Origin of the sequence: Dermacoccus abyssi (assembly GCF_003515945.1) — a bacterium.
Classification (GTDB): domain Bacteria; phylum Actinomycetota; class Actinomycetes; order Actinomycetales; family Dermatophilaceae; genus Dermacoccus; species Dermacoccus abyssi.
In genome coordinates this window covers 16,017-35,933 of sequence record NZ_QWLM01000006.1, presented here as the reverse complement: position 1 = coordinate 35,933, position 19,917 = coordinate 16,017, and the positions used below count along the sequence as shown (strand labels likewise).

23 protein-coding genes and 1 tRNA gene are annotated in these 19,917 nt (G+C 64.8%); 19 read left to right on the top strand and 5 right to left on the bottom strand.

The window, feature by feature from the left end:
* Positions 1-26: 26 nt before the first annotated feature.
* The 4 genes from der (at position 27) to D1832_RS06725 (ending at position 3,606) form a co-directional block, all read left to right on the top strand.
* A complete protein-coding gene (gene der / locus D1832_RS06740; RefSeq protein WP_118913188.1) occupies positions 27-1,490 on the top strand; it encodes a ribosome biogenesis GTPase Der in 1,464 nt (487 codons plus the stop codon).
* Positions 1,491-1,577: 87 nt separating this feature from the next.
* Positions 1,578-2,210: a DUF2207 domain-containing protein gene (locus D1832_RS06735; protein ID WP_118913187.1), complete on the top strand. Its 633-nt coding sequence runs from the start codon at positions 1,578-1,580 to the stop codon at positions 2,208-2,210.
* Positions 2,211-2,495: 285 nt separating this feature from the next.
* Complete coding sequence (locus D1832_RS06730; RefSeq protein ID WP_118913186.1) at positions 2,496-3,425, top strand: DUF2207 family protein; 930 nt, start codon at positions 2,496-2,498, stop codon at positions 3,423-3,425.
* 107 nt (positions 3,426-3,532) lie between these two features.
* Positions 3,533-3,606 (top strand) — tRNA-Pro (locus D1832_RS06725).
* 208 nt (positions 3,607-3,814) lie between these two features.
* Here D1832_RS06725 and D1832_RS06720 read toward each other — a convergent pair.
* Positions 3,815-3,952: a hypothetical protein gene (locus D1832_RS06720; protein ID WP_241510910.1), complete on the bottom strand. Its 138-nt coding sequence runs from the start codon at positions 3,950-3,952 to the stop codon at positions 3,815-3,817.
* Between the two features lie 40 nt (positions 3,953-3,992).
* Between D1832_RS06720 and D1832_RS16110 the strand changes: the two genes are divergently transcribed.
* Positions 3,993-4,220 (top strand): hypothetical protein, encoded by a 228-nt coding sequence (locus D1832_RS16110; RefSeq protein WP_206609365.1) that lies wholly within the window; start codon positions 3,993-3,995, stop codon positions 4,218-4,220.
* Positions 4,221-4,309: 89 nt separating this feature from the next.
* Complete coding sequence (locus D1832_RS16105; RefSeq protein WP_206609364.1) at positions 4,310-4,612, top strand: hypothetical protein; 303 nt, start codon at positions 4,310-4,312, stop codon at positions 4,610-4,612.
* A gap of 134 nt (positions 4,613-4,746) precedes the next feature.
* Here D1832_RS16105 and D1832_RS06710 read toward each other — a convergent pair whose 3' ends face one another.
* Complete coding sequence (locus tag D1832_RS06710; RefSeq protein WP_182434700.1) at positions 4,747-5,400, bottom strand: DNA-processing protein DprA; 654 nt, start codon at positions 5,398-5,400, stop codon at positions 4,747-4,749.
* Positions 5,397-5,630: a hypothetical protein gene (locus D1832_RS15315; RefSeq protein ID WP_182434699.1), complete on the bottom strand. Its 234-nt coding sequence runs from the start codon at positions 5,628-5,630 to the stop codon at positions 5,397-5,399. Before D1832_RS15315 ends, D1832_RS06710 begins: the two co-directional genes overlap by 4 nt.
* Positions 5,631-5,844: 214 nt before the next feature.
* Here D1832_RS15315 and D1832_RS06705 point away from each other — a divergent pair, with 214 nt between their 5' ends.
* The 5 genes from D1832_RS06705 to D1832_RS15140 all read left to right on the top strand — a co-directional run bounded on the left by D1832_RS06705 (position 5,845) and on the right by D1832_RS15140 (position 12,183).
* Positions 5,845-6,174 (top strand): sulfate permease, encoded by a 330-nt coding sequence (locus tag D1832_RS06705; protein ID WP_118913183.1) that lies wholly within the window; start codon positions 5,845-5,847, stop codon positions 6,172-6,174.
* Positions 6,171-6,515 carry a helix-turn-helix domain-containing protein gene (locus D1832_RS16100; protein ID WP_338067295.1) on the top strand — a complete coding sequence of 115 codons (345 nt, stop codon included), beginning with the start codon at positions 6,171-6,173 and terminating at the stop codon, positions 6,513-6,515. The genes D1832_RS06705 and D1832_RS16100 overlap by 4 nt, the downstream gene beginning before the upstream one ends.
* 62 nt (positions 6,516-6,577) lie before the next feature.
* Positions 6,578-7,615, top strand: coding sequence for a DNA cytosine methyltransferase (locus tag D1832_RS06695; RefSeq protein ID WP_206609363.1), 1,038 nt, complete (start codon positions 6,578-6,580; stop codon positions 7,613-7,615).
* Complete coding sequence (locus D1832_RS06690; RefSeq protein WP_118913180.1) at positions 7,608-10,547, top strand: ATP-binding protein; 2,940 nt, start codon at positions 7,608-7,610, stop codon at positions 10,545-10,547. Before D1832_RS06695 ends, D1832_RS06690 begins: the two co-directional genes overlap by 8 nt.
* Positions 10,531-12,183: a response regulator receiver domain gene (locus tag D1832_RS15140; RefSeq protein ID WP_338067294.1), complete on the top strand. Its 1,653-nt coding sequence runs from the start codon at positions 10,531-10,533 to the stop codon at positions 12,181-12,183. The genes D1832_RS06690 and D1832_RS15140 overlap by 17 nt, the downstream gene beginning before the upstream one ends.
* 282 nt (positions 12,184-12,465) lie before the next feature.
* On the opposite strand, the gene D1832_RS06675 is transcribed toward D1832_RS15140, so the two are convergent.
* The gene (locus D1832_RS06675) at positions 12,466-12,978 is read right to left on the bottom strand and encodes a mycothiol transferase (protein ID WP_118913177.1); all 513 of its coding nucleotides are present in this window, start codon (positions 12,976-12,978) and stop codon (positions 12,466-12,468) included.
* Positions 12,979-13,026: 48 nt separating this feature from the next.
* On the opposite strand from D1832_RS06675, the gene D1832_RS06670 reads away from it, so the two are divergent.
* Entirely contained in the window at positions 13,027-14,523 is a 1,497-nt protein-coding gene (locus D1832_RS06670; RefSeq protein WP_118913176.1) for a sialate:H+ symport family MFS transporter, read from the top strand.
* A gap of 10 nt (positions 14,524-14,533) precedes the next feature.
* On the opposite strand, the gene D1832_RS06665 is transcribed toward D1832_RS06670, so the two are convergent.
* Complete coding sequence (locus tag D1832_RS06665; protein WP_118913175.1) at positions 14,534-15,388, bottom strand: G1 family glutamic endopeptidase; 855 nt, start codon at positions 15,386-15,388, stop codon at positions 14,534-14,536.
* Between the two features lie 63 nt (positions 15,389-15,451).
* Between D1832_RS06665 and clsA the strand changes: the two genes are divergently transcribed.
* The 7 genes from clsA (at position 15,452) to ftsR (ending at position 19,908) form a co-directional block, all read left to right on the top strand.
* The gene (gene clsA, locus D1832_RS06660; protein ID WP_118913174.1) at positions 15,452-16,042 is read left to right on the top strand and encodes a cardiolipin synthase ClsA; all 591 of its coding nucleotides are present in this window, start codon (positions 15,452-15,454) and stop codon (positions 16,040-16,042) included.
* On the top strand, positions 16,042-16,938 hold the full coding sequence (locus D1832_RS06655; protein WP_118913173.1) for a DUF881 domain-containing protein: 897 nt from the start codon (positions 16,042-16,044) through the stop codon (positions 16,936-16,938). The genes clsA and D1832_RS06655 overlap by 1 nt, the downstream gene beginning before the upstream one ends.
* A 29-nt stretch (positions 16,939-16,967) precedes the next feature.
* Complete coding sequence (locus tag D1832_RS06650) at positions 16,968-17,300, top strand: small basic family protein (RefSeq protein ID WP_047311606.1); 333 nt, start codon at positions 16,968-16,970, stop codon at positions 17,298-17,300.
* On the top strand, positions 17,297-18,181 hold the full coding sequence (locus D1832_RS06645) for a DUF881 domain-containing protein (protein WP_118913172.1): 885 nt from the start codon (positions 17,297-17,299) through the stop codon (positions 18,179-18,181). The genes D1832_RS06650 and D1832_RS06645 overlap by 4 nt, the downstream gene beginning before the upstream one ends.
* 36 nt (positions 18,182-18,217) lie before the next feature.
* Positions 18,218-18,607 carry a glycine cleavage system protein GcvH gene (gcvH, locus tag D1832_RS06640; protein ID WP_047311607.1) on the top strand — a complete coding sequence of 130 codons (390 nt, stop codon included), beginning with the start codon at positions 18,218-18,220 and terminating at the stop codon, positions 18,605-18,607.
* Positions 18,608-18,751: 144 nt separating this feature from the next.
* Positions 18,752-19,213: an FHA domain-containing protein gene (locus D1832_RS06635; protein WP_052946992.1), complete on the top strand. Its 462-nt coding sequence runs from the start codon at positions 18,752-18,754 to the stop codon at positions 19,211-19,213.
* A gap of 14 nt (positions 19,214-19,227) precedes the next feature.
* Complete coding sequence (ftsR, locus tag D1832_RS06630) at positions 19,228-19,908, top strand: transcriptional regulator FtsR (RefSeq protein ID WP_118913171.1); 681 nt, start codon at positions 19,228-19,230, stop codon at positions 19,906-19,908.
* Positions 19,909-19,917 lie beyond the last annotated feature (9 nt).

The window sequence follows — 19,917 nt, the reverse complement described above, 5'->3', positions numbered from 1 at the left end:
CTTTCCGACATTCGAAGGTATGACGCGTGAGCGACGAGCAGAACTTCCCAGGCGACGAGTCCGTCGAGCAGGCCCTCCGGGTCGGGCTCGAGGACTTCGACCTCAGCGACGAGGACCGCGCCCTCCTCAGCGGCGAGGGCGGTGACGACGAGGGCTTCAGCGAAGCCGACCTGCGCCCCGTTGTGGCCGTCGTCGGCCGCCCCAACGTCGGCAAGTCGACTCTCGTCAACCGCATCCTCGGCCGCCGTGAGGCCGTCGTCGAGGACGTTCCGGGTGTGACGCGTGACCGCGTGGCGTATGACGCCGAGTGGGTCGGACGTCGCTTCACGCTCGTCGACACCGGCGGCTGGGAGGTCGACGCCACGGGTATTCACCTGCGTGTCGCCGAGCAGGCCGAGGTGGCTGTCGAACTCGCCGACGCCGTGATGTTCGTCGTCGACGCCACCGTCGGTGCCACCGACACCGATGAGGCCGTCGTCAAGCTGCTGCGCCGCTCGAAGAAGCCTGTCGTGCTCGTGGCCAACAAGGTCGACGACAACCGCACCGAGGCGGACGCCGCGATGCTGTGGTCGCTCGGACTCGGCGAACCCTACCCGGTCTCGGCCCTTCACGGGCGCGGCACGGGTGATGCCCTCGACGCCATCATCAACGAGCTTCCGGACAAGTCGGCCGTCGCCGGCGCCTACCCGCGCGGCGGCCCCCGTCGCGTCGCGCTGCTCGGGCGCCCGAATGTCGGCAAGTCGTCGCTGCTCAACAAGCTCGCCGGCTCCGAGCGCGTCGTTGTCGACAACGTCGCGGGCACGACGCGTGACCCGGTCGACGAATACATCGAACTCGGTGACAAGACGTGGCGCTTCGTCGACACCGCCGGTATCCGCCGACGCGTTCACCAGACCCGCGGCGCCGACTTCTACGCGTCCCTGCGCACGCAGACGGCGCTGGAGAAGGCGGAGGTCGCCGTCGTCCTCATCGACGCGGAGCAGAGCATCGCCGAGCAGGACGTGCGTGTCGTCCAGCAGGTCATCGACGCAGGCCGCGCCCTCGTCGTCGCGTACAACAAGTGGGATCTGCTCGACGAGGAGCGCCGCTACTACCTGGAGAAGGAGATCGAGCGCGAGCTCGTGCAGGTGCCGTGGGCGCCGCGCGTCAACATCTCCGCCGCCACGGGGCGTCACACGGACCGTCTCGTCCCGGCGCTCGAGGTCGCTCTCGACTCGTGGGACCAGCGCGTCCCGACGGGCCGTCTCAACGCGTTCCTCGGCGAGGTCGTGGCGGCCCACCCGCACCCGGTGCGTGGTGGTAAGCAGCCGCGCATCCTGTTCGCGACGCAGGCCTCGACGCGTCCGCCGCGCTTCGTCATCTTCGCGAGCGGCTTCATCGAGGCCGGCTACCGCCGCTTCATCGAGCGTCGCCTGCGCGAGGAGTTCGGTTTCGACGGCACGCCCATCGAGATCTCGGTGCGCGTGCGCGAGAAGCGCAAGCAGCGCTGATCCAGCTGTGGCCACGACCGGCCGCCGTCTCTGTTCGAGACGTCGGCCGTCGCCTATGGCGAGCCAGCACACTCAAACGGGGTCGCCATGTTCAGCCGCTCGCACAAGGACCAGCCGTCGCAGGACGCCAACCAGACGGCCTCGGGTGTGCCGGATGTCCATCGGGAGGCGCAGGTGGTGCGTTTCGACCCGCCACGGGGGCTTCGTGCCCCCTACGTCGGAGCGCTGCTCGACGGCAAGCTCGGCACGTGCGGGGTGAGCGCCATGCTGATCGACCTGTCACTGCGCGGTTGGTTCGCCATCGAGCAGGAGGGTAAAGACTGGGCACTCGTCTCTGCGACGCAACTGCCGCCTCGCGGTGACACCGCGAGCCGCGCTGAGGAACTGCTCATGGATGCTCTCTTCCGGCCCGGCCTGACGCAGACGCCCGGTGACGCCGTGCCGCGTCAGTACGTGTCTCTGTCGTCGCTCAAGCACCGCCTCCAGGGGCATGTCGAGGAGGTGGCGACGGCGCTGGGCGACGAGATGGTGGCCCACGGCGTCGCAACCCGCAATCCGGCGTTCCGCGGGATGCTGGGGCGCCGGGGGTCATGGCTGAGCTCCGACGGCGAGCGTCTCAAGCGGGAGGCGGCGTCGTTCAAGCACTACCTCGCGAAGGTCGAAAGCAAGCAGCTCGCGAACGATCAGAGCGAGGGCTTCGTGGGCGGCTACCTCGCCTAGGCGGTGGCGTTCGAACTCGTCGGTGCGTGGTCCAAGGAACTCGACACCGCCCAGACGGGACGTCCGACGTCCGTGGCTGGGCAGATGCTCGCCGAGATGCACCGCAACCCGATGCTGGTCGGCATGGCTGCTGCGTCATCGGGCGGTTTCTCGCTTGACGATCTTGTATGTGCTCGCCGTGGCGCGAAACTACGGCGCGAAGTTTTCCGGAGATCGCTGAGCCGGTCTGCCAGAGGCTGAGCGCGGTGGCTAGGCTGTGAGCGCCCCGCGAACGAAAGGTCATCGATGTTCGGTTGGAACCACGATTACGAGTACGTCGGCGTCACGCCCGGTCTCACGCCGGCTGACGGCACGGGGGAGGTCCGCCGCGTCAAGGGGCGCAAGGAGTGGGCCGGTGAGGCCGCCGTGCAGTTCGCGCCGCCCAAGGGCGTCAGCGCGGCTCTCGCGGGCACCGTGGTCGACGGCAAGGTGGACCCGCGTGACATCGGGGCCATGATGATCGATCTGTCCCTTCGCGGGTGGTTTCGCATCGACAAGCAGGATGACTCGTGGTTGTTCGTGCAGAACGAGTTCCCGCGCGACGACATCATCACGCAGGTGGAGGCCGACTTCCTCAACGCGCTTTTCCCGCCCGGCGTGAAGTACGTCGGGTTGGAGCAGATGAAGCGCCAGCTGCGGGGGCCACTGCGGCACATCACGGACTCGCTGTACCGCGAGACGATAGAGCGCGGCTGGTACGAGCGTGACCCGCGCAGCAAGGGTTTCCTCGGCCTCGCGGGCCGTTCGCCGCGCACGGCCGACGGCACGGCTGTTCGCATCCAGACGCTCGGTTTCCGCAAGTACATCGCGACGGCGGAGGCCAGTCAGATCAAGTACGAAGAGGCAGCAGGGTTGTTCAGCCGCTACCTGCCGTACGCCATGATCTTCGGGCTGACAGAGCGCTGGGCGTCGGTGATCGGCGACGTCGCCAAGGCGGCCCAACTCGAGGGCTACGGCAACATCATGGGCGGCCTGGCATCCGACCCCTTCTTCTGGCTGTTCTTCGGTGACGACATTGCGTATCTCGGCATCGAGGCCATCGGCGGACTGGCTGATCTGCTCGGTGACGGTGCGGGCCTGTTCGACCTCGGCGACATGGCCGGCGGCCTCGGCGACGTATTCGGTTCCGTCGGTGACGCCATCGGCGACATCGCGGGGGACATCTTCGACTTCTGAGCCTCGCTGACCCCTGCGAGTGGGGCGCGCGTCACCCGATTGTGAGGCGCCCGCCACCGTGGGGTAAGGTTCATTTCGCCCTTCGGGGCTTGCGCTCTCGGGCGCAACGGGCTGTGGCGCAGTTTGGTAGCGCACCTGACTGGGGGTCAGGGGGTCGCAGGTTCAAATCCTGTCAGCCCGACGTAAAAGCCCAGGTGAGAGTAGGTTTCTCGCCTGGGCTTCTTCATGTCCGAGGGTGGTTTTCGGTGGTCCCCCTCTGGTCCCCTCGGTGTCGCGCCGGGCGGGCGCCTGTGGACAGCGAGACCGCCTCGACCCGCTCCCCTGTGGAGAAGGGCACCAAAAGGGGACCAGAACGACTGCGAGGCTGCTCGCGCGGACGCGGGCGCACATCACAGACCCCTGGTCGAGGGGCCGCTGCGCCGGGCCTGCTTGCGCTGTCCGGTGGCGAAGGGGAAGGCGTTGGCCTGCTCGGCTGCTGAGGCGAGGTGGCGGTCGTCGGGGTGGAGATAGCCGCGAGTGGTCTCCATTGAGGCGTGTTCGAGGATGTCTTGGATGACGTGCAAAGGGATGCCTGCGTCGGCTATCCAGGTTGCCCTGGGCGCGCTGTCGGCCGAGCCGCGTCACGCCGAAGCCAACCACCACGACCTCGACTCCCTGCTCCCGCGCTTAGTCGCCGTGCGGAGCCTGGACGAGGCCGACGACATCGCCTCCGTCCTTCACACCCGCGTCGCGCGCATCACCATCCGGTCCGCCGGATCAGGCCGCACCCGCAAGCCCCCGAGGCTGATCGTCTGACTGATCCCGCACGCCAGCGGGCAGATGGCCGAGGACATGCAGAAGCACTGGACGAGCGTAGCGAGCTGATCGAAGCCCGCGCTGACGCCGTGCTCCGTGGCGCTTTCACCGATGAGGAACCGTGGACGGCCGACCTTGGCACGGCATCGAAGGGCGAGAAACAGCAGGCGGCATGGTGGAGCGCTGCCCGCACCGTCGCCGCCTACCGCGACCGCTACGGCATCACCGACGACCGAACCCCGTTCGGCCCGGCGCCGGAGAGCACCAGCCAGGAGATCGACGCCATCCGCGCCCGCGCCCCCCTGAACCGCGCACACGCCGCCACCATCGAGGGCACAACGACCGAGCCCCCGCGGCAGAGCGCCGCGGCAGGCCCTGCTCCGAGCCTGTGAAACCCGGCTAGCGCAAGCGGCCGTCAGAGAGAGCATCCGGGCGCGCTCTGTGACGGATATTGGTGCCCGAAATCGCCCAGCCTCAGGCCGGGTCACGGCCCGCCCTGGGTTCGGGTCGGCGTCGAGCAAGGCGATCACGTCGCTGGGCTGAGTGACGAGCGACGCGAGACCCTGCTTGATGAGTTCGTTCGGCCCGCGCTCGCGACGCGGGTCAACGGGCCGGGCACCGCGCCGGCGGCTAGGCCGAGTTCGCGTGAGGCGATGACCGTGGTCATCGACCCGGATCGGGGACCGGCCTCAGGGATCACGGTCACACCCGAGGGCACCGCAAGCAGCCGGTTGCGGGCCAAGAACCTGTGCCTGGTCGGCGCAGCTCCTGGCGGCAGCTCACTCACCAGCAGGCCGACATCCCCGATCCGGTTCAGCAGCTCACGGTGCCCGGCCGGGTACGGGCGGTCCAGCCCGTTCGCCAGGATCGTGATGGTCTGACCGCCCGCGGCGAGCACGCTCTTGTGCGCGGCTCCCTCGATCCCGTAGGCGCCGGCGGCGACAACAACGCGTTCCTCGTCGGCCATTCCCGTCGCCAAGTCGCCGGTGACATGCTCCCCGTTCGACGTTGAGGCTCGGGAGCCGGTGATCGTGACGCGATCGCTCAGCGCCGCCATCAGGAACGATGTCGCCCCGCGCGTCCACAAAAGGTATGGCGCACGCAGGTCATTCAGACCGGCGGGCCATTCCTTGCCCCCCGGGATGAGAGTGCCGAACTCTCCGCCTTTCGTCTCGATCACCCGGTCGGGCAGTCGGGTGTGATCCGAGCGGCGAGCCGTTCGCGCCACATCAGCGCATCCGCGCGGGCAAGGCCCGGCACCGAGTCGTTGGATTCGATCAGCCGCCGCGTCTCGATCCCGCCGACCTGGGCGAGGACGCGCCCGGTGGCGGCGTCGTTCGGCTCGGCGAGCATCGACAATGCGACTCGCGCCATCCGCCCACCCTGTACGTGTTGCGCCAACGTCGCCATGATCGGTGTCCTCTCGCTCCAAGGTCACCGACGAGGTACACACCTGCCTGCCGACGACGGGTTCCCTCTGTCAGAGCACGGTCGTAGACTGGACGGCGAGGCAGGTTCTTCAGCTACGCGGGTCCTACGGGACGGCCCCATTGAGAGCGCTCGGTTCATAGCCGCCTCCACGACGGAACACCGTCGCGCTATGACGAGGAAAGAGAGACCCGCGATGCTCCGCACATCGGTCGCGCTCAGCGCACGAGGCTACGGCGTACTCCGCTACGCACCCACCAACCTGCTGCTCAACGCCATCCGGACCAGACGCGGCCTCAAGTGGGGCATCCCCGCGATGCTCCTGGCCGTGCCCTACCTCCACGCCGCCGCGATCTGCACCACGATCATCAACGACGGCGGTCCCGGCTGGCCCCATCTGCTGGTCCTGCTGCTCATCTGGAACGCCATCAAGTTCCTCTGGATCGGACCTGTGAGCCTTGTCTCCCTACTTCGAGCCGAGCGTCCGACGTCAAGGCCCCGTGAACGAGTCGAGCGGTCCGCATGATCCTCAGGCGAGCTTCAGACGGGCATCCGCAGCAGAGATGCTTCCCAGCGCGCTGCTGCCAGGGACGGCGCGGGAGCCTCGTCACGTCCGCGTCCACGGTTAGACTGAACTTACGAGCGACAGTGAGAGATTGCGAGAAGATGACAGAACACGAGGTCCTGACTACCGAGGAGCCCGCAACCCTCCTTCGAGTCAGTACCAAGACTGTGCCCTCCCTGGTCAACTCTGGGGCTTTGCCTGGGGAGAAGATGGGACGAGCCTGGCGTTTCCTTCGAAGCGATGTTCTGTCCTTCGTACGTGGAATCGATAGCCAGCGTGGGCGAGATGGGGGAAACGGGTGACCTCATCACTGACAGAGGTGGCTACTTCAACGACCCATGAGCAATGTGTGCACCGACCGACGGTGATCGATTTCTTCTCCGGCTGTGGAGGAACGAGCGCCGGTCTTCGTGCCGCGGGGATGCGGATCGCCGCGGCAGTCGATTTCGACGCTGCCGCCTCGGCTACCTATCGCGCCAACTTCCCCGAAGCGGAGTTTCACGAGGTCGACGTCCGCAAGCTCAGTGTGGATGCCTTCGACCACCTAGTTGATGACGATTCCCCGCTAGTCTTCTCGGCCTGCGCGCCGTGTCAGCCGTACAGTTCAATGCGGCCGACTGGGTCTAGAGCCCGCCCGCAGGAGCGGTCGTTGTTGCTGACGCTCATTCCATTCCTGGATCGGTTGAGACCTGACGCTCTCATCGTCGAAAACGTTCCAGGTCTGCAGAGGATTCCGGGCGGCTCGACCTGGAACCGATTCCTTCGTTATCTCTCTCGCGCCGGCTACTCGACTCGATGGGAAGTAGTGGACTGCCGGAACTACGGTGTTCCGCAGCGTCGTAAGCGCTTGGTATTACTGGCATCTCGACATGGTTCTATCGACTTTCCTGTGCCAACACACGGACCTGACCGAGAACCCTACTCCACGGTGCGAGACTGGATCGGTGCCTTGCCTGCTATCCAGGCCGGTGAAGCACACGCAGATGACCCACTCCATCGTTCTGGAGCCCTTGGCGATCTGAACCTGCGTCGAATCATGACTCTGCCTGAGGGCGGAAGCCGATCGGAGTGGCCGGAGGAGCTATGGCTTGACTGCCACCGCAAGAGCAAAGGGCACCAGGATACGTACGGCAGAATGAGGTTCGACGACACAGCGCCCGTTCTCACGACCAAATGCACGGATATCACGAATGGCCGGTACGGGCATCCGACGCAACATCGCGCTATCAGCGTTCGTGAAGCTGCGTTGTTGCAGACCTTCCCCCTCGACTTTAATTTCCTTGGAAGCTTCAAGTCCGTCACGCGACAGATCGGGAACGCGGTGCCCGTGCTTGTATCGAAAGCGATGGGCGAGCACATCAGCGAGCACTTGAAGACCGTCCGAACTGGCGAACATGGCTGAGTTCAAGACGAGTGCCAGGGCCGTCGACATGTTGGGCCGGCAGCAAATTGCTGGCATCCCGAGTGCAATTAGCGAACTGTTTAAGAATGCGCATGACGCCTACGCCACCAGAGCGGAAGCAGACTTCATTAGGTTCAAAGACGCCTTCGTCATCCGGGATGACGGGGACGGCATGTCGCGTGCGGACTTTGAAGGAAGATGGCTCACCCTCGGCACCTCATCCAAGTCCACGCAGAGTTCAACTGCTCGAAGTCACGCAGGCCCTCAGCGGGCGATCCTGGGCGAGAAGGGAATCGGCCGACTCGCGATCGCAGCGATCGGACCGCAGACGCTGGTCGTAACCAAAGCTCAAGGGCATCCTCGCGTCACATCGCTGATCCATTGGGGTGTATTCGAGCTCTCCCACGCTGATCTTGCGCAACTGGTCGTGCCCGTTGAAGAACTGTCTGAGGGTGAGGCGCCAGACGCTCGGAAGATGGGGGAGCAGATCCTTTCCAACCTTCGCGAGCTTGTAACTGACGATGATGAGGGTCTATACGAGCGGATCGAACGGGATATCAGGCGCTGGGGCGAAACCGACCTGGACGAAATTTCCAGCGTGGCTGGTGTCGACCTATCGTCCTTCGACTCGGGGACTGCATTCCTGATCTTGCCGACCTCGCCGGACCTAGAGGCAGACCTTGAGCCGCCTACGCCGAAGGAGGCGGCGCCACTGCTCAGAACCCTGATCGGCTTCGCAAACACCATGACGCCGGGTCATAGCGCTCCCGAGCTGCGCACAGTGTTCCGGGATCATCGTGCTCCGGACAACGTTCGTGATCTGATCGAGGAACAAGAGTTTTTCACAGTTGAAGAGTTTCTGAATGCTGACCACCACTTTCAGGGCCAGTTTGATGAGTATGGTCAGTTCACGGGAACGGTGTCGATTTTCGGCGGCGAGCCGATAGCGTTTCCACTCGCCTGGCCTGCCGCCCGAGGCGTCAAAACTCAATGTGGGCCATTCAAACTGAATCTTGCCTATATCCAGGGCAGGGCGAAGCAGTCTCGACTCGATCCCAACGACTACTTTCTCATCACGGAGAAGCTGGATCGATACGGCGGTCTCTACATTTACCGAGACGGAATTATGGTTCTACCATACGGCGACAGCAGATTCGATTGGCTCGATGTGGAGTTGCGGCGAACCAAGTCTGCTTCGGATCATTTCTTCTCCTATCGCCGCATGTTTGGAGCCGTGGAGATTTCGCGCGCCAAGAATAGCCACCTTCGAGAGAAGGCGGGTCGCGAGGGGTTCGCCACGAACGAGGCGTACCGTCAGTTTCGCGCTGTTCTTCAGAACTTCCTGCTCCAGGTTGCGTCGGAGTTCTTCCGAGAGGGCGGCGCTCAGGCTGAGACGTATGAAGAAGGACGTCTCGCAAACGAACGAATGGAGAAGGCGCGACGCGCGCGAAGTAAACAGGTCCGAGTCCGTCGATCTGAGTACAGCGCCGCGCTCGATCGATTCTTTGATGCCGTGGACACGCGGGTTCCCGAAGCGCGAGTCGAGGAAATACGGGCTGACGTCCTCTCGGCGATCGAGACAGCGCAACGCGATACTGATCCCTCGGCGGGCGCCGATCGGCTGGTTCGAGCCGAGCTGGCCGCACGGACCAAGCTCCGCGAGCTGTCTTCGGACCTTCAGGTCAAGCGGCCCCGCGGCGTAGCACTAAGCGCTGACCTGAGTCGTCGTTCAGTCGCATACGAGGCGGCTCGTTCTGAAGTGCTCGCCACGGTCGTTGAGCCAGCCGAACGCGAGATTGAATCGACATTGGGCGAGGCGGGACTCGCTCTAGATGCTGCCCTGCACAGACGGCTTCGTTTCGACCAGGCTGTCAGCGAAGCAGTCTCGGAGGCGCGAGCTCTTGCCAACGAAGCAAGGCAGGAACTCAGGAGACGTTCGACAGAGATTGGTGATCATGCCAGAGAGTCCGTCAGGAATGCCCACCGCATTGTTGAGGATGCCGCTGTCGGTGTCCTGCAAGAAGCAAGCGCCACTGATGTTTCGGGTATGCCTGATGAGGCCTTCACATTGCTTCGAAACTCACTTGAAGGACGCGTGCGGAACGTGGCAGTCATTCAAGTTGAAGAACTCAATGCCATCTCGGAGCAACTGCGTGCTGTTGCCTGGTCGTCGCAAGAGGGATCAATTGACGATGTATCTCTGGTGGACCAAGTCGAACAGCTAGAGGCACGAGTTGAAGCGCTGACCGATCGCGCGGCTCAGGATTTCGAACTTGTACAGATCGGAATGGCCGTCAACATAGTTACGCACGAGTTTGAGAACAGCATCAAGTCCGTCCGTGACAATCTTCGGCGCCTCCGGTCGTGGGCGCAGCAGAATTCTGGACTGCGGCCGCTGTATACCGACTTGCGAGTCTCCTTCGACCACCTCGATGGGTACCTGAAGCTCTTCACGCCACTTCATCGCCGACTCTACCGCGAGCCTGTCGAAATTCGGGGCATAGACATTCAGCGCTACCTTCACGATGTTTTTGAGAAACGTCTCGTCCAGGAGCAGATCGTGCTCCAATTCTCGGAGTCATTTGAGAAGATGCATGTTCGCATGTACCCATCGACCCTGTACCCAGTGATAGTCAATCTCATCGATAACGCAATCTACTGGCTTAGTCGCTACGCGGGCGATCGGGTGATCTACCTCGACAAGTCACCTGGGTCGATTACTGTGACAGATTCAGGGCCGGGGATCAGCGTGGGGGATGAAGAAGCAGTCTTCGAGCAAGGCTTCTCAAGAAAGCCCTCCGGGTCCGGTTACGGGTTGTTCGTGGCCCGAGAGGTTCTGCGGCGGGACGGCGCAGATATCACCCTCGCCGCTCCGGCCGCAGATCGAGGAGCTCAGTTCAAGATCATTCTCCCTGATGAAAGCGAGAGTTGAGTTGGCTACGAGATTCGAGCTTCATGTACGCCGACAGGTGATGGAGTTTCTACAGACGATTTTGATGATCGACGACGAGGCGTTTCGCAGAGAGTCGGAACCGACGCAGGTCGCCGATGAGGACTGGGATAACGACGAATTTTCGTCGGCTGGTTCACCACTCAAGCTGATCGCACCGAACTCATCAACCGAAGGCGATGAACTTGATGTTCAAGCAGTCTCGCGAAGTTTTGCAGAGGCGGCTCTATCCTGCGCCATTCTGTCGCCGCAGTCGGCGGAAGAGAATGAAGATTTCAGGTCGGCATTCGTTCGCACAGCGAAGCGAGCCGACGCGCTAATTCTAGATTGGAACCTCAACGGCGACAATGGTGCGACATCAGAGAAATTGATCCGAGCAGTTTTACGCGACGACACTAAGTCTCCCCGCAGGCGGCTCCGTTTGGTCACGGTGTATACAGGGGAACCAGACCTTAGGCAGATCACGGATCGTATAGCCGATGCCACCAGCGATAGCTTGGACGAGGACGAGCTGAAATGGGACGATGATCGTCACGTAGCGTTCAGCCGCGGTCCGGTCCGAGTTTCTGTCTTCGCAAAGGAGCATGTGCAGAGCATCTCGACGGAGCTCGCGGATCGCCGCCGCGCCGTTTCTGACTTGCCAAATGTCGTCGTTGAGGAATTTGGTCGCCATAGCGTCGGGCTTGTAACGACTGCTTCGCTCTCCGCTCTCGCGGGTATCCGAAACGATGCTCACCGGCTGCTCGCCGCCCTGGGGCCAGAGATCGACGGCGCCGTGCTTGGCCAGCGCGTATCTCTAGTTCATCCAGAAGACGTCGAGCGACAGGTTGAAGGCCTGATTTCGTCTGAGTTGGCGGCGATCGTGCAGGACCATGAAGTCGGTTCGCATGTGGGCTTACCGCGTGTTCGTGAGTGGCTCAAGCACAACAGCGGGATTGGCTCGCGAGGTGTGTCGACCCTCGACTCAATGACCGCGGAGCTCCGGCTCCAGCTTCTTGCGGAAGGGTTCAGCCCCGAAACAGTGCAGAAGCTGCAGGACGTTGGCATCGGAAGGAAGAAGCTCGCCGCCGAGGCAACTCATCTTTTCGTGGAGACTCTGGAGGAGAAGCGGCTTTCAGATCAGGTGTTCTCGATGCGAATGTCGCTACGCAGCAGGTACGCCAACCCATCGCCGGTCTTGCAACTCGGAACGATCGTGGAGCAAAAGGGAGAATACGCGGTGTGCGTTCAACCACTTTGCGATAGCGTCCGGATCGACGGGACCAGGATGTTCCCGTTGTTGCTGCTTGAAACCGTTAGCGAAGGGGACCGCGCTCCGAGTGATCTAACGGTTCCCGACCCTCAGGCATCAGGTGGCTATGTGCGGTTACGGGTAGTTCCCAAGCCTTCGCGGATTCTGATGCGTGAGTTCAACGGCGGCTCCGCCGGAACCGTGCAAGTTCGCTGGTACCGGAAAGTCGGGCGGTTCTCCGAGGTGAAAGTGAAAGGGAGAGGCGGTTCGTGGCGATGGGTTGGCGACCTCAAGACTGACCATGCACAGAGGGTGGTGGAGCGTCTGTCCTCTGAGTTTTCTCGGGTAGGTCTTGAGGAAGCTGAGGTCTTGAGGCAAGGCTGGTAGACCTCGGGGATCGTCTTCGAAAGGGAACCAGAAGGGGACCAGACTCCTGTAACCCATGCATCTCGTGACGTCCTCTGCATGATCTGAGCCCCGGAATCATGGGGATTTCGGCTCTGGCGGAGCCGTCTGGACGCCTGGGGGTCAAGAGGTCGCAGGTTCAAATCCTGTCAGCCCGACCGAGGACGTTCGGGTCTCACGCGATGGCGTGAGGCCCGAACGTTTCTGTGTTCACCCTGGAGCCTGGTACATCGTGAACGACGGCCTGACGCAGCCCACGGCTCGTCATTCCCCGAGCGATGTCATGCCGGCGACGTAGAGCGCCTGGCCGAGGTGCAGCAGCGCGTCCTCGGTGCAGCTGACGAGGCGTGCGCCGCGCGTCACGGGCGGATCCCACGAGTCGTTGACGACGTCGTCGAGGTCCGCGGCGGACAGCGAGCTGATGTACGCCTTCTGCGCCGCCACGGCCGCCTCGAGGTGCTCGAACAGCAACGCGACATCCGTGACGACGACCGCCCGCGCCTGCTCAGGGCTGTGGCCGAAGCCGATCTCGTCATCGTCGACATCGAGTCCGAAGCGCGCATCGAAACCCTGTGCCGTCCAGATCAATTCGTCGCCGGACAACTGCGCGACCTGGGCGTCGATCTCGCGCGCGGTGTGCCACAGCAGCCATCCGATCGAGTTGTCGTGCCCGCCAGGGTGGGCGTTGAGTTTCTCGTGGGTCAGCTGCGGGCGCAGGTACCCGGCCGCGTCGAGGGGGCGCTGTGCGAGGTCCAGCATGAGCGTGATGGCATCCATGGCACCAACGCTACGCCCCACGCTGCAGACACTGCCTATGCTGACGCCATGACGACGCCATCCGCCTCCGAGCGCCCGCCGCGTGACGACGCGCCCGCGTCCGACCTGCCCTGGTACCGCGAGGTCAGCCCGACGCAGTGGAAGTCCTTCTGGGCCGCGTGGCTCGGGTACCTGCTCGACGGTTTCGACTTCGTCATCATCACGCTCGTCCTCACCGAGGTGGCCGACGAGTTCGACCTCAACGGCGTCCAGGCCGCCACCCTCATCAGCGCGGCGTTCGTCTCCCGCTGGTTCGGAGGTCTCGTGCTCGGCGCCATCGCCGACACCCTCGGACGCCGTGACGCCATGGTGCTCGCCATCGTCACGTTCTCCCTCGGTTCACTGTTGTGTGCAGTCTCCACCGGCTACGTCATGATGTTCGCCGCACGCCTTCTCATCGGCTTCGGCATGGCGGGGGAGTATTCCGCGAGCGCCACCTACGTCATCGAGTCGTGGCCGCAGCACCTGCGTAACAAGGCGAGCGCCTTCCTCATCAGCGGCTTCTCCATCGGTGGAGTGCTGGTCGCTCAGGTCTACCGCTTCGTGGTGCCCGCGTGGGGCTGGCGAGCGCTGTTCGCCATCGGTCTCGTGCCGATCGTGCTCGCCCTCTGGCTGCGCCGTGGTCTGCCCGAACCGGAGGACTTCCGCCGGGCGAAGGACTCCGGTCGGGTGGATGCAACGCCTGACATGTTCACGACGCTCTACCGCGGCCCGCACCGCATTCTCAACGTCCTCCTCACCCTGGCGACGTTCGCGGTTCTCCTCGCCATCTTCGGTGGTTACGTCCACGGCGCAGGGACCGTCGCACCGATGTCCGTCTTCATCACGGCAGTGTTCGTCTGGTTCCTCGTGCAGTTCGAGCCTCAGCGCTGGCCCACCGCCGTTGCCGTGACGGTCGTGGTCTTCACCGTGTTCTTCTTCGCCTGGCCCATCACGGCCCTGCTGCCGACCTACCTCAAGACCGACCTCGGTCTCTCGCCCGGAGAAGTCAGCGACATCCTCTTCTGGAGCGGATTCGGTACGGCTTTCGGTGCGATCCTGGCCGGTTTCACCGGCGACCGCTTCGGCACGACTCGCGCCTACTGGGGCAGCCTGCTCATCTCCCTACCCTTGCTGTGGCCGATCTTCACGCTGACCTCGGACCACGCGCCCCTCATCGGGTTGCTGCTGTTCGTCCAGCAGTGCTTCGGCGCCGGCGTCGGCGGCCTCGTGCCCAAGTGGATGGTGAGCTGGTTCTCCATCGAGAAGCGCGCCGCAGCGCTCGGCTTCACCTACAACGTCGGCGCACTCGGTGGAGCGGTGTCGCCCGTCGTCGGAGCCGCGCTCGCGGAGACGATGTCGCTCGGTCGAGCGATCATCGTGCTCTCCGCGTCGTTCACGGGAATCGTCATCCTCCTCGTCGCCATGAAGTTCCCGCTGCGGCTCCAGCAGCTGCTCAAGCCCTCGGCGGTCCGCGCGGACGACGGCGACGACACCATCCGCCGGATCGAACCCCAGGCGGGCTGAACCGGCAGCGTCAGGCCGCGCGCTTGAACGTCACCGGGAAGCCGTTGCCGCTCGCCGACCACGCGCCCGGCGATGCGAGCAGGTTGCCGTTGAACATCAAGATGCGCGTGTGGGCCATCTTCTTCGGCACCCGCGTGCCCGAGGCGTCGGTGACGCTGAGCTGACGGAACGAGACGGTGCCCGTGTTCGCGAGGGCGAGCGGGCGTCCGTCGGCGCGGCTCGGGCGTTCGAGCACGAACTCGGCAACGCCCTTCGGCGCGCTCGTGGCGCGGGAGGTCACGACACAGCGCTGGAGGCGCTCGTTGCACAGCGTGAAGTAGGCACGGCTGTCCCGCGCCGACCAGCGCACCGCGACCCGGACAGGGTCACCGGGGGAGACGGGGAGATTCGTGATGCGTTCCTGCGAGCGCTGAGGGAACGTCTCGACCCACAGGTAGTAGTCGTTCTTCCACTTCGAGCACTTGCCCGCCCGGAGGGCGACACACTTCGAGTCGTGCTCCGTTCCGGCCTGGATGAGCTGGCCCTGCGCACGGTTTCCGCCGCCGAGGCCCACCCACATGTTCGAGTAGCCGTCACGTCCGGGCCACGACGCCTTCGGTACCGTCCACGAACCCCGGGCCTGCGTCGGGTTCTTCGCCGCAACCTGGTAGCCGGCCCAGTTCTCGTACAGGGCGTTCGACGCGGCACGCAGGCCGGTGGCGGTCGTCGTCGCGGCGCTCGCGGGGGCAGAGGCCTCAGCGGGTGATTGCGCGGACGCCGGCGCCGTCAGGGAGGCGGCGGCCGCGCTCAGGCAGGCGAGCGCGGTGAACAGGGTGTTGCGTGCGGCGGACATGAGCTCCTCGGGGTCGGTGCAGTACGGCTCCATGCTAGGGGCCGCGGGCTCGACGGTCGGTGCGCGCCGCGCGGGGCCATCGCCTAGTCTTGGCCTGTGACGACCGCTGAACCGGAGCTTTCGAGCCGCATCTGGACGGTGCCGAACGTGCTGTCCTTCCTGCGGCTCGTCGGTGTTCCGGCGTTCGTCTGGCTGATCCTTTCGGAGTGGGACAAGACGGCCCTCGTCGTCCTCATGGTGGCGGGGTTCACCGATTACCTCGATGGCAAGATCGCCCGCAAGTTCGACATGCAGTCGCGTCTCGGAGCCATCCTCGACCCGATGGCTGACCGGCTCTACATCGTCGCGACGATCGTCTGCCTCGCGATGCGTGGAATCCTGCCGATGTGGGTGGTGCTCGCCCTGGTTCTGCGCGAAGTCTTCATCCTCACGATGGCGCCCACCGTCCGTCGGCACAACCTTCCGCTGCCGCCGGTGCACTTCATCGGCAAGGCGGCCACCTTCAACCTTCTGTACGCCTTCCCCCTTCTCCTGCTCGCCGAGATCGAGGGCGCTGCCGGTGACCTGGCGCGCCCTACCGCCTGGGCCTTCGTCCTGTGGGGTGTGTGCCTGTACTGGCTCGCCGGCCTGCTGTACGCCGTCCAGGTGCGCGAGATGCTGAAGGTCGTTCGCGCGCGGGCGGTGTGATGGCACCGCACCGACTCATCCGACGCAAGCCGCGCTCGCCGGGAACGACGCGCGAGGTACGTGTCCAGGACCCGGCCGCGAGCATGGCGCTCATCTTCGACGCCATGAAGCGGCCGATCGACCCCCTCTACGAAGACGTGGCCCGCAAGCGCGAGGCAACGGGTGAGGGGCTGGTTCGTCGTCCGGGCCGTTCGCCGCTGCTCGTCGTGACGGTCATCGCCCTCGGCTTCCTTCTCGGCGCGGCGGCCCATGCCCTGCGAGTGCCGGATTCGGTGCAGGCCGATCGTCACGCGCAACTCGCGGAACAGGTCGAGGCGAAACAGAAGGCGAACGACGACTCCGCCGCCGAGGTGGAGGCACTACGCACGGAACTGGACTCGAACCGTTCGTCAGCGTTGACCCGCCAGGAGCGCTCGAACCTGAGCGCCGACCTCACGGCCGGTGAGCGCACCGCTGGAGCGGCCGCCGTCAGCGGGCCCGGGCTCACCGTCGTCATCGAGAACCCCGAGGACGCCGAGGCCGATGCAGCCGACAGCGATCCGCGCACCGGTGAGGACGAGAACGCCCTCACCTCGAGCGATCTGCAGCACGTCATCAACGGTCTGTGGTCCTCGGGGGCGACCGCCGTCAGCGTCAACGGTCAGCGCATCACATCACTCAGCGCGGTGCGCTTCGCCGGCTCGGCCATCCTCGTCAACTACCGTCCGCTCGCGACGCCGTACACCGTCACCGCGATCGGTCCGAGCGACATGCAGAACAAGTTCGAGAGCGGGTTCTCGGGGGACTACCTCACGTCGCTGCGGAAATCGGATTTCACCATCTCCACCTCCCGTGGCAACGTCACGGTGCCTGCGCAAGGAACCATCCGTATCGCCCACGCTCAGCCGGTGCGCTGACTTCGCCCTTCCCCTCGTTAGGAGCTGACGTGATTCCCGCCATCGGCCTCGTGATCGGCCTCGTGCTCGGCCTGTGGCTGCACCCCGACGTTCCGTTGTGGATGCAGCCGTACCTGCCGATCGCCGTCATCGCCGCGCTCGATGCGCTGTTCGGCGGTATCCGTGCAGCCCTCGACGGATTGTTCGACGACAAGGTTTTCGTCGTCTCGTTCCTGTCGAACGTCGTCGTCGCCGCGTTCATCGTGTTCCTCGGCGACCAACTGGGTGTCGGTAACCAGCTGTCCACCGGCGTCGTGGTCGTGCTCGGCCTGCGTATCTTCACCAACGTCGCTTCGATCCGCCGACACGTGTTCAAGGCATGAGCAAGAAGCAGAAGAAGACGCCCGAGGCGCCAGACCTCGACGCACCGACCGAAATCGACCCCGCTGAGGCGTCGTCGGAGCCGGCCGAGGACGCGGCGTTGCCGGGGGAGAAGCACGTTCCTGAGGAAGGCGCCGAGACCTCCCCGTCGATCGCGACCTCGGCTGAGCAGTCCGACGCGACGCCCGATGACGGGCACGAGGCTCCCGCCCAACCCTGGCGACGCTACGCCTTCGGAGGTCCGCGTTCCCTCGCGGGCGGTCTGACGGCGGCGGTGCTCGCCCTGGGCCTCGGCTTCGCTGTCATGACGCAGGTGCAGCAGAACGAGAAGTCCGGCCTCGACAACCTCTCGCAGGCCGACCTCGTGGCGCTCCTGGGCAACGTCAACGACCAGTCCGCGCGCCTGGAGAAGGAACTCGACGACCTCACGACGAGCAAGGAACAGCTCGCTCGCGGCGGAGACCGGGCAGCCGTGGCCGACGCGCAGAAGCGTCTCGACCAACTCGCCATCCTCAACGGAACGGTGCAGGTCAAGGGCCCCGGCATCATCATCGAGGTCGATTCCGCCGGCGGAGACGTCACAGCGGCCAACATCCTCGACGCTGTCCAGGAGCTACGCGACGCCGGCGCCGAGTCCATCGATGTCGGTGGCAACCGCATCGTCGCGTCGTCCTGGTTCACCGACGTGGACGGCCGCCCGAGCGTCGAAGGCCGAAGCCTGCCGGATAAGTTCACGATCAGCGCCATCGGCGATCCGCACACCATGAGCACCGCGATGGCCATTCCGGGCGGTGTGACCGATACGCTGACACAAGCAGGCGCTCGCGTTAAGGTCTCCGAGGAAACCTCGATGCAGATCACCTCGCTGCACCGAAGAGACTGACCAGACGCCTGCTCACCGACCGACTCGAGGAGAACCATGAGCGAGTTGCAGTACCCGGCCGACCTTCGTTACACCGAAGACCACGAGTGGGTCGCAGACAAGGGCGAGGGCGTCGTGCGCGTCGGCATCACGGCGTACGCCCAGGACGCCCTCGGCGACGTCGTGTACGTCAGCCTCCCGTCCGTCGGTGACTCCGTCACGGCGGGCGAATCCTGCGGCGAGGTCGAGTCGACGAAGTCCGTCAGCGACCTGTACTCGCCGCTCGACGGTGAGGTCGTCGCCGTCAACGACACGCTCGACGCCGAGCCCGGCACGGTCAACTCCGACCCGTACGGCTCCGGCTGGATGTTCGAGATCCGCCCCAGCGATGCCTCTGCGATCGACGGCCTCATGGACGCCGACGCCTACACCGGCTCGCTCGACTGACACGTCCTGTAAGTCTTCTCGTCACCCGGCGGTTCCTCGGTTCCGTCGGGTGACGGTAGTCTGACCACCACATCGAACGGCTCGCCCCGTGCGGACGAGTCGCTCACGACACGGCGCCGCAAGGCGCAGGGGATGGGGTACACCATGGCTGACGAGTACAACGGCTATTCCGGTGATGCCACGACGATCGGCGTGCCCGGCGAAGCTGGTTGGGAGCCGCGTGAGCTGTCGCACGAGGCACCCCGTGTGCTCTCGCCGGCCGACCAGGCGATGGTCGAGGCGCTACGCCCGAACACCGCGCTGCTCATCGCGCTGAGCGGACCCAACTCCGGTGCGCGATTCCTGCTCGACGCAGACGAGGTCAGCGCTGGGCGTCACCCGAAGAGCGACATCTTTCTCGACGACATCACGGTCTCGCGCCGTCACGCCATCTTCGTTCGCTCCGGCAACGGCTACAGCGTGCAGGACATCGGATCGCTCAACGGCACCTACGTCGACCGCAAGCTCGTCGACAATCTGCCGCTCGTCACCGGCGCCGAGGTGATGATCGGCAAGTACCGACTCACGTACTACGCCGCCGCACACTCCGCACCCGAGCAGAGCTGAGGCACTTCCGCTCCATGGCACAGCACGGCCTGACGATCAGCGCGGTTCTCAAGACCCTGCGCGAGGAGTTCCCCGACCTGTCGGTCTCGAAGGTTCGTTTCCTCGACGCCCAAGGTCTGGTCTCCCCGAAACGTTCCGACTCCGGGTATCGCCGCTACAGCGACGAGGACGTCGAGCGTCTGCGCTTCGTCCTGCGGGCCCAGCGCGATCGATTCTGGCCCCTCAAGGTCATCCGTGAGGCGCTCGACGCCTACGACCGTGGCCTCACCCCGCAGGACGCCGACTTCGTCAGCGCCGTTCCCAGCGTTCCGACGCCGACGGCCGACCCCGACGTGCCTGATGTCGAGACGCTCGCCGCGGATGCGACCGAGACACTCTCGCTCACCCGCGAAGAGCTTGCTCGTGGGGCCGGCGGCACGGACGCCCTCATCGCCGAGCTCGAAACGTTCGGTCTCGTGCGCCCCGGCGCGGACGGGCACTTCGACGGTGAGGCTCTCGCCGTGGCGACGGCTGCAGCCGCTCTTGCCGAGTTCGGTGTTCAGGGCCGTCATCTGCGTCCTTTCCGCCTGGCGGCAGACCGCGAGATCGGTCTTGTCGAGCAGGTTCCACTGCGTGACGAGTCGCAGCGCGCCGTCATCGCTCAGCGTTGCCTCGCGTTGCACGTGGCCCTCGTGAAGGCCGGCCTGCGTCACTGACGTTGCAGG

Excerpts from the sequence above, each read along its gene's own strand:
- D1832_RS06735 (WP_118913187.1), top strand. The coding sequence starts at position 1,578 with ATGTTCAGCCGCTCGCACAAGGACCAGCCGTCGCAGGACGCCAACCAG.
- D1832_RS06730 (WP_118913186.1), top strand. The coding sequence starts at position 2,496 with ATGTTCGGTTGGAACCACGATTACGAGTACGTCGGCGTCACGCCCGGT.
- D1832_RS06720 (WP_241510910.1), bottom strand. The coding sequence starts at position 3,952 with ATGGAGACCACTCGCGGCTATCTCCACCCCGACGACCGCCACCTCGCC.
- D1832_RS16110 (WP_206609365.1), top strand. The coding sequence starts at position 3,993 with ATGCCTGCGTCGGCTATCCAGGTTGCCCTGGGCGCGCTGTCGGCCGAG.
- D1832_RS15315 (WP_182434699.1), bottom strand. The coding sequence starts at position 5,630 with ATGGCGACGTTGGCGCAACACGTACAGGGTGGGCGGATGGCGCGAGTC.
- D1832_RS06705 (WP_118913183.1), top strand. The coding sequence starts at position 5,845 with ATGCTCCGCACATCGGTCGCGCTCAGCGCACGAGGCTACGGCGTACTC.
- D1832_RS16100 (WP_338067295.1), top strand. The coding sequence starts at position 6,171 with ATGATCCTCAGGCGAGCTTCAGACGGGCATCCGCAGCAGAGATGCTTC.
- D1832_RS06690 (WP_118913180.1), top strand. The coding sequence starts at position 7,608 with ATGGCTGAGTTCAAGACGAGTGCCAGGGCCGTCGACATGTTGGGCCGG.
- D1832_RS15140 (WP_338067294.1), top strand. The coding sequence starts at position 10,531 with ATGAAAGCGAGAGTTGAGTTGGCTACGAGATTCGAGCTTCATGTACGC.
- D1832_RS06675 (WP_118913177.1), bottom strand. The coding sequence starts at position 12,978 with ATGGATGCCATCACGCTCATGCTGGACCTCGCACAGCGCCCCCTCGAC.
- D1832_RS06670 (WP_118913176.1), top strand. The coding sequence starts at position 13,027 with ATGACGACGCCATCCGCCTCCGAGCGCCCGCCGCGTGACGACGCGCCC.
- D1832_RS06665 (WP_118913175.1), bottom strand. The coding sequence starts at position 15,388 with ATGGAGCCGTACTGCACCGACCCCGAGGAGCTCATGTCCGCCGCACGC.
- D1832_RS06655 (WP_118913173.1), top strand. The coding sequence starts at position 16,042 with ATGGCACCGCACCGACTCATCCGACGCAAGCCGCGCTCGCCGGGAACG.
- D1832_RS06645 (WP_118913172.1), top strand. The coding sequence starts at position 17,297 with ATGAGCAAGAAGCAGAAGAAGACGCCCGAGGCGCCAGACCTCGACGCA.
- gcvH (WP_047311607.1), top strand. The coding sequence starts at position 18,218 with ATGAGCGAGTTGCAGTACCCGGCCGACCTTCGTTACACCGAAGACCAC.
- D1832_RS06635 (WP_052946992.1), top strand. The coding sequence starts at position 18,752 with ATGGCTGACGAGTACAACGGCTATTCCGGTGATGCCACGACGATCGGC.
- ftsR (WP_118913171.1), top strand. The coding sequence starts at position 19,228 with ATGGCACAGCACGGCCTGACGATCAGCGCGGTTCTCAAGACCCTGCGC.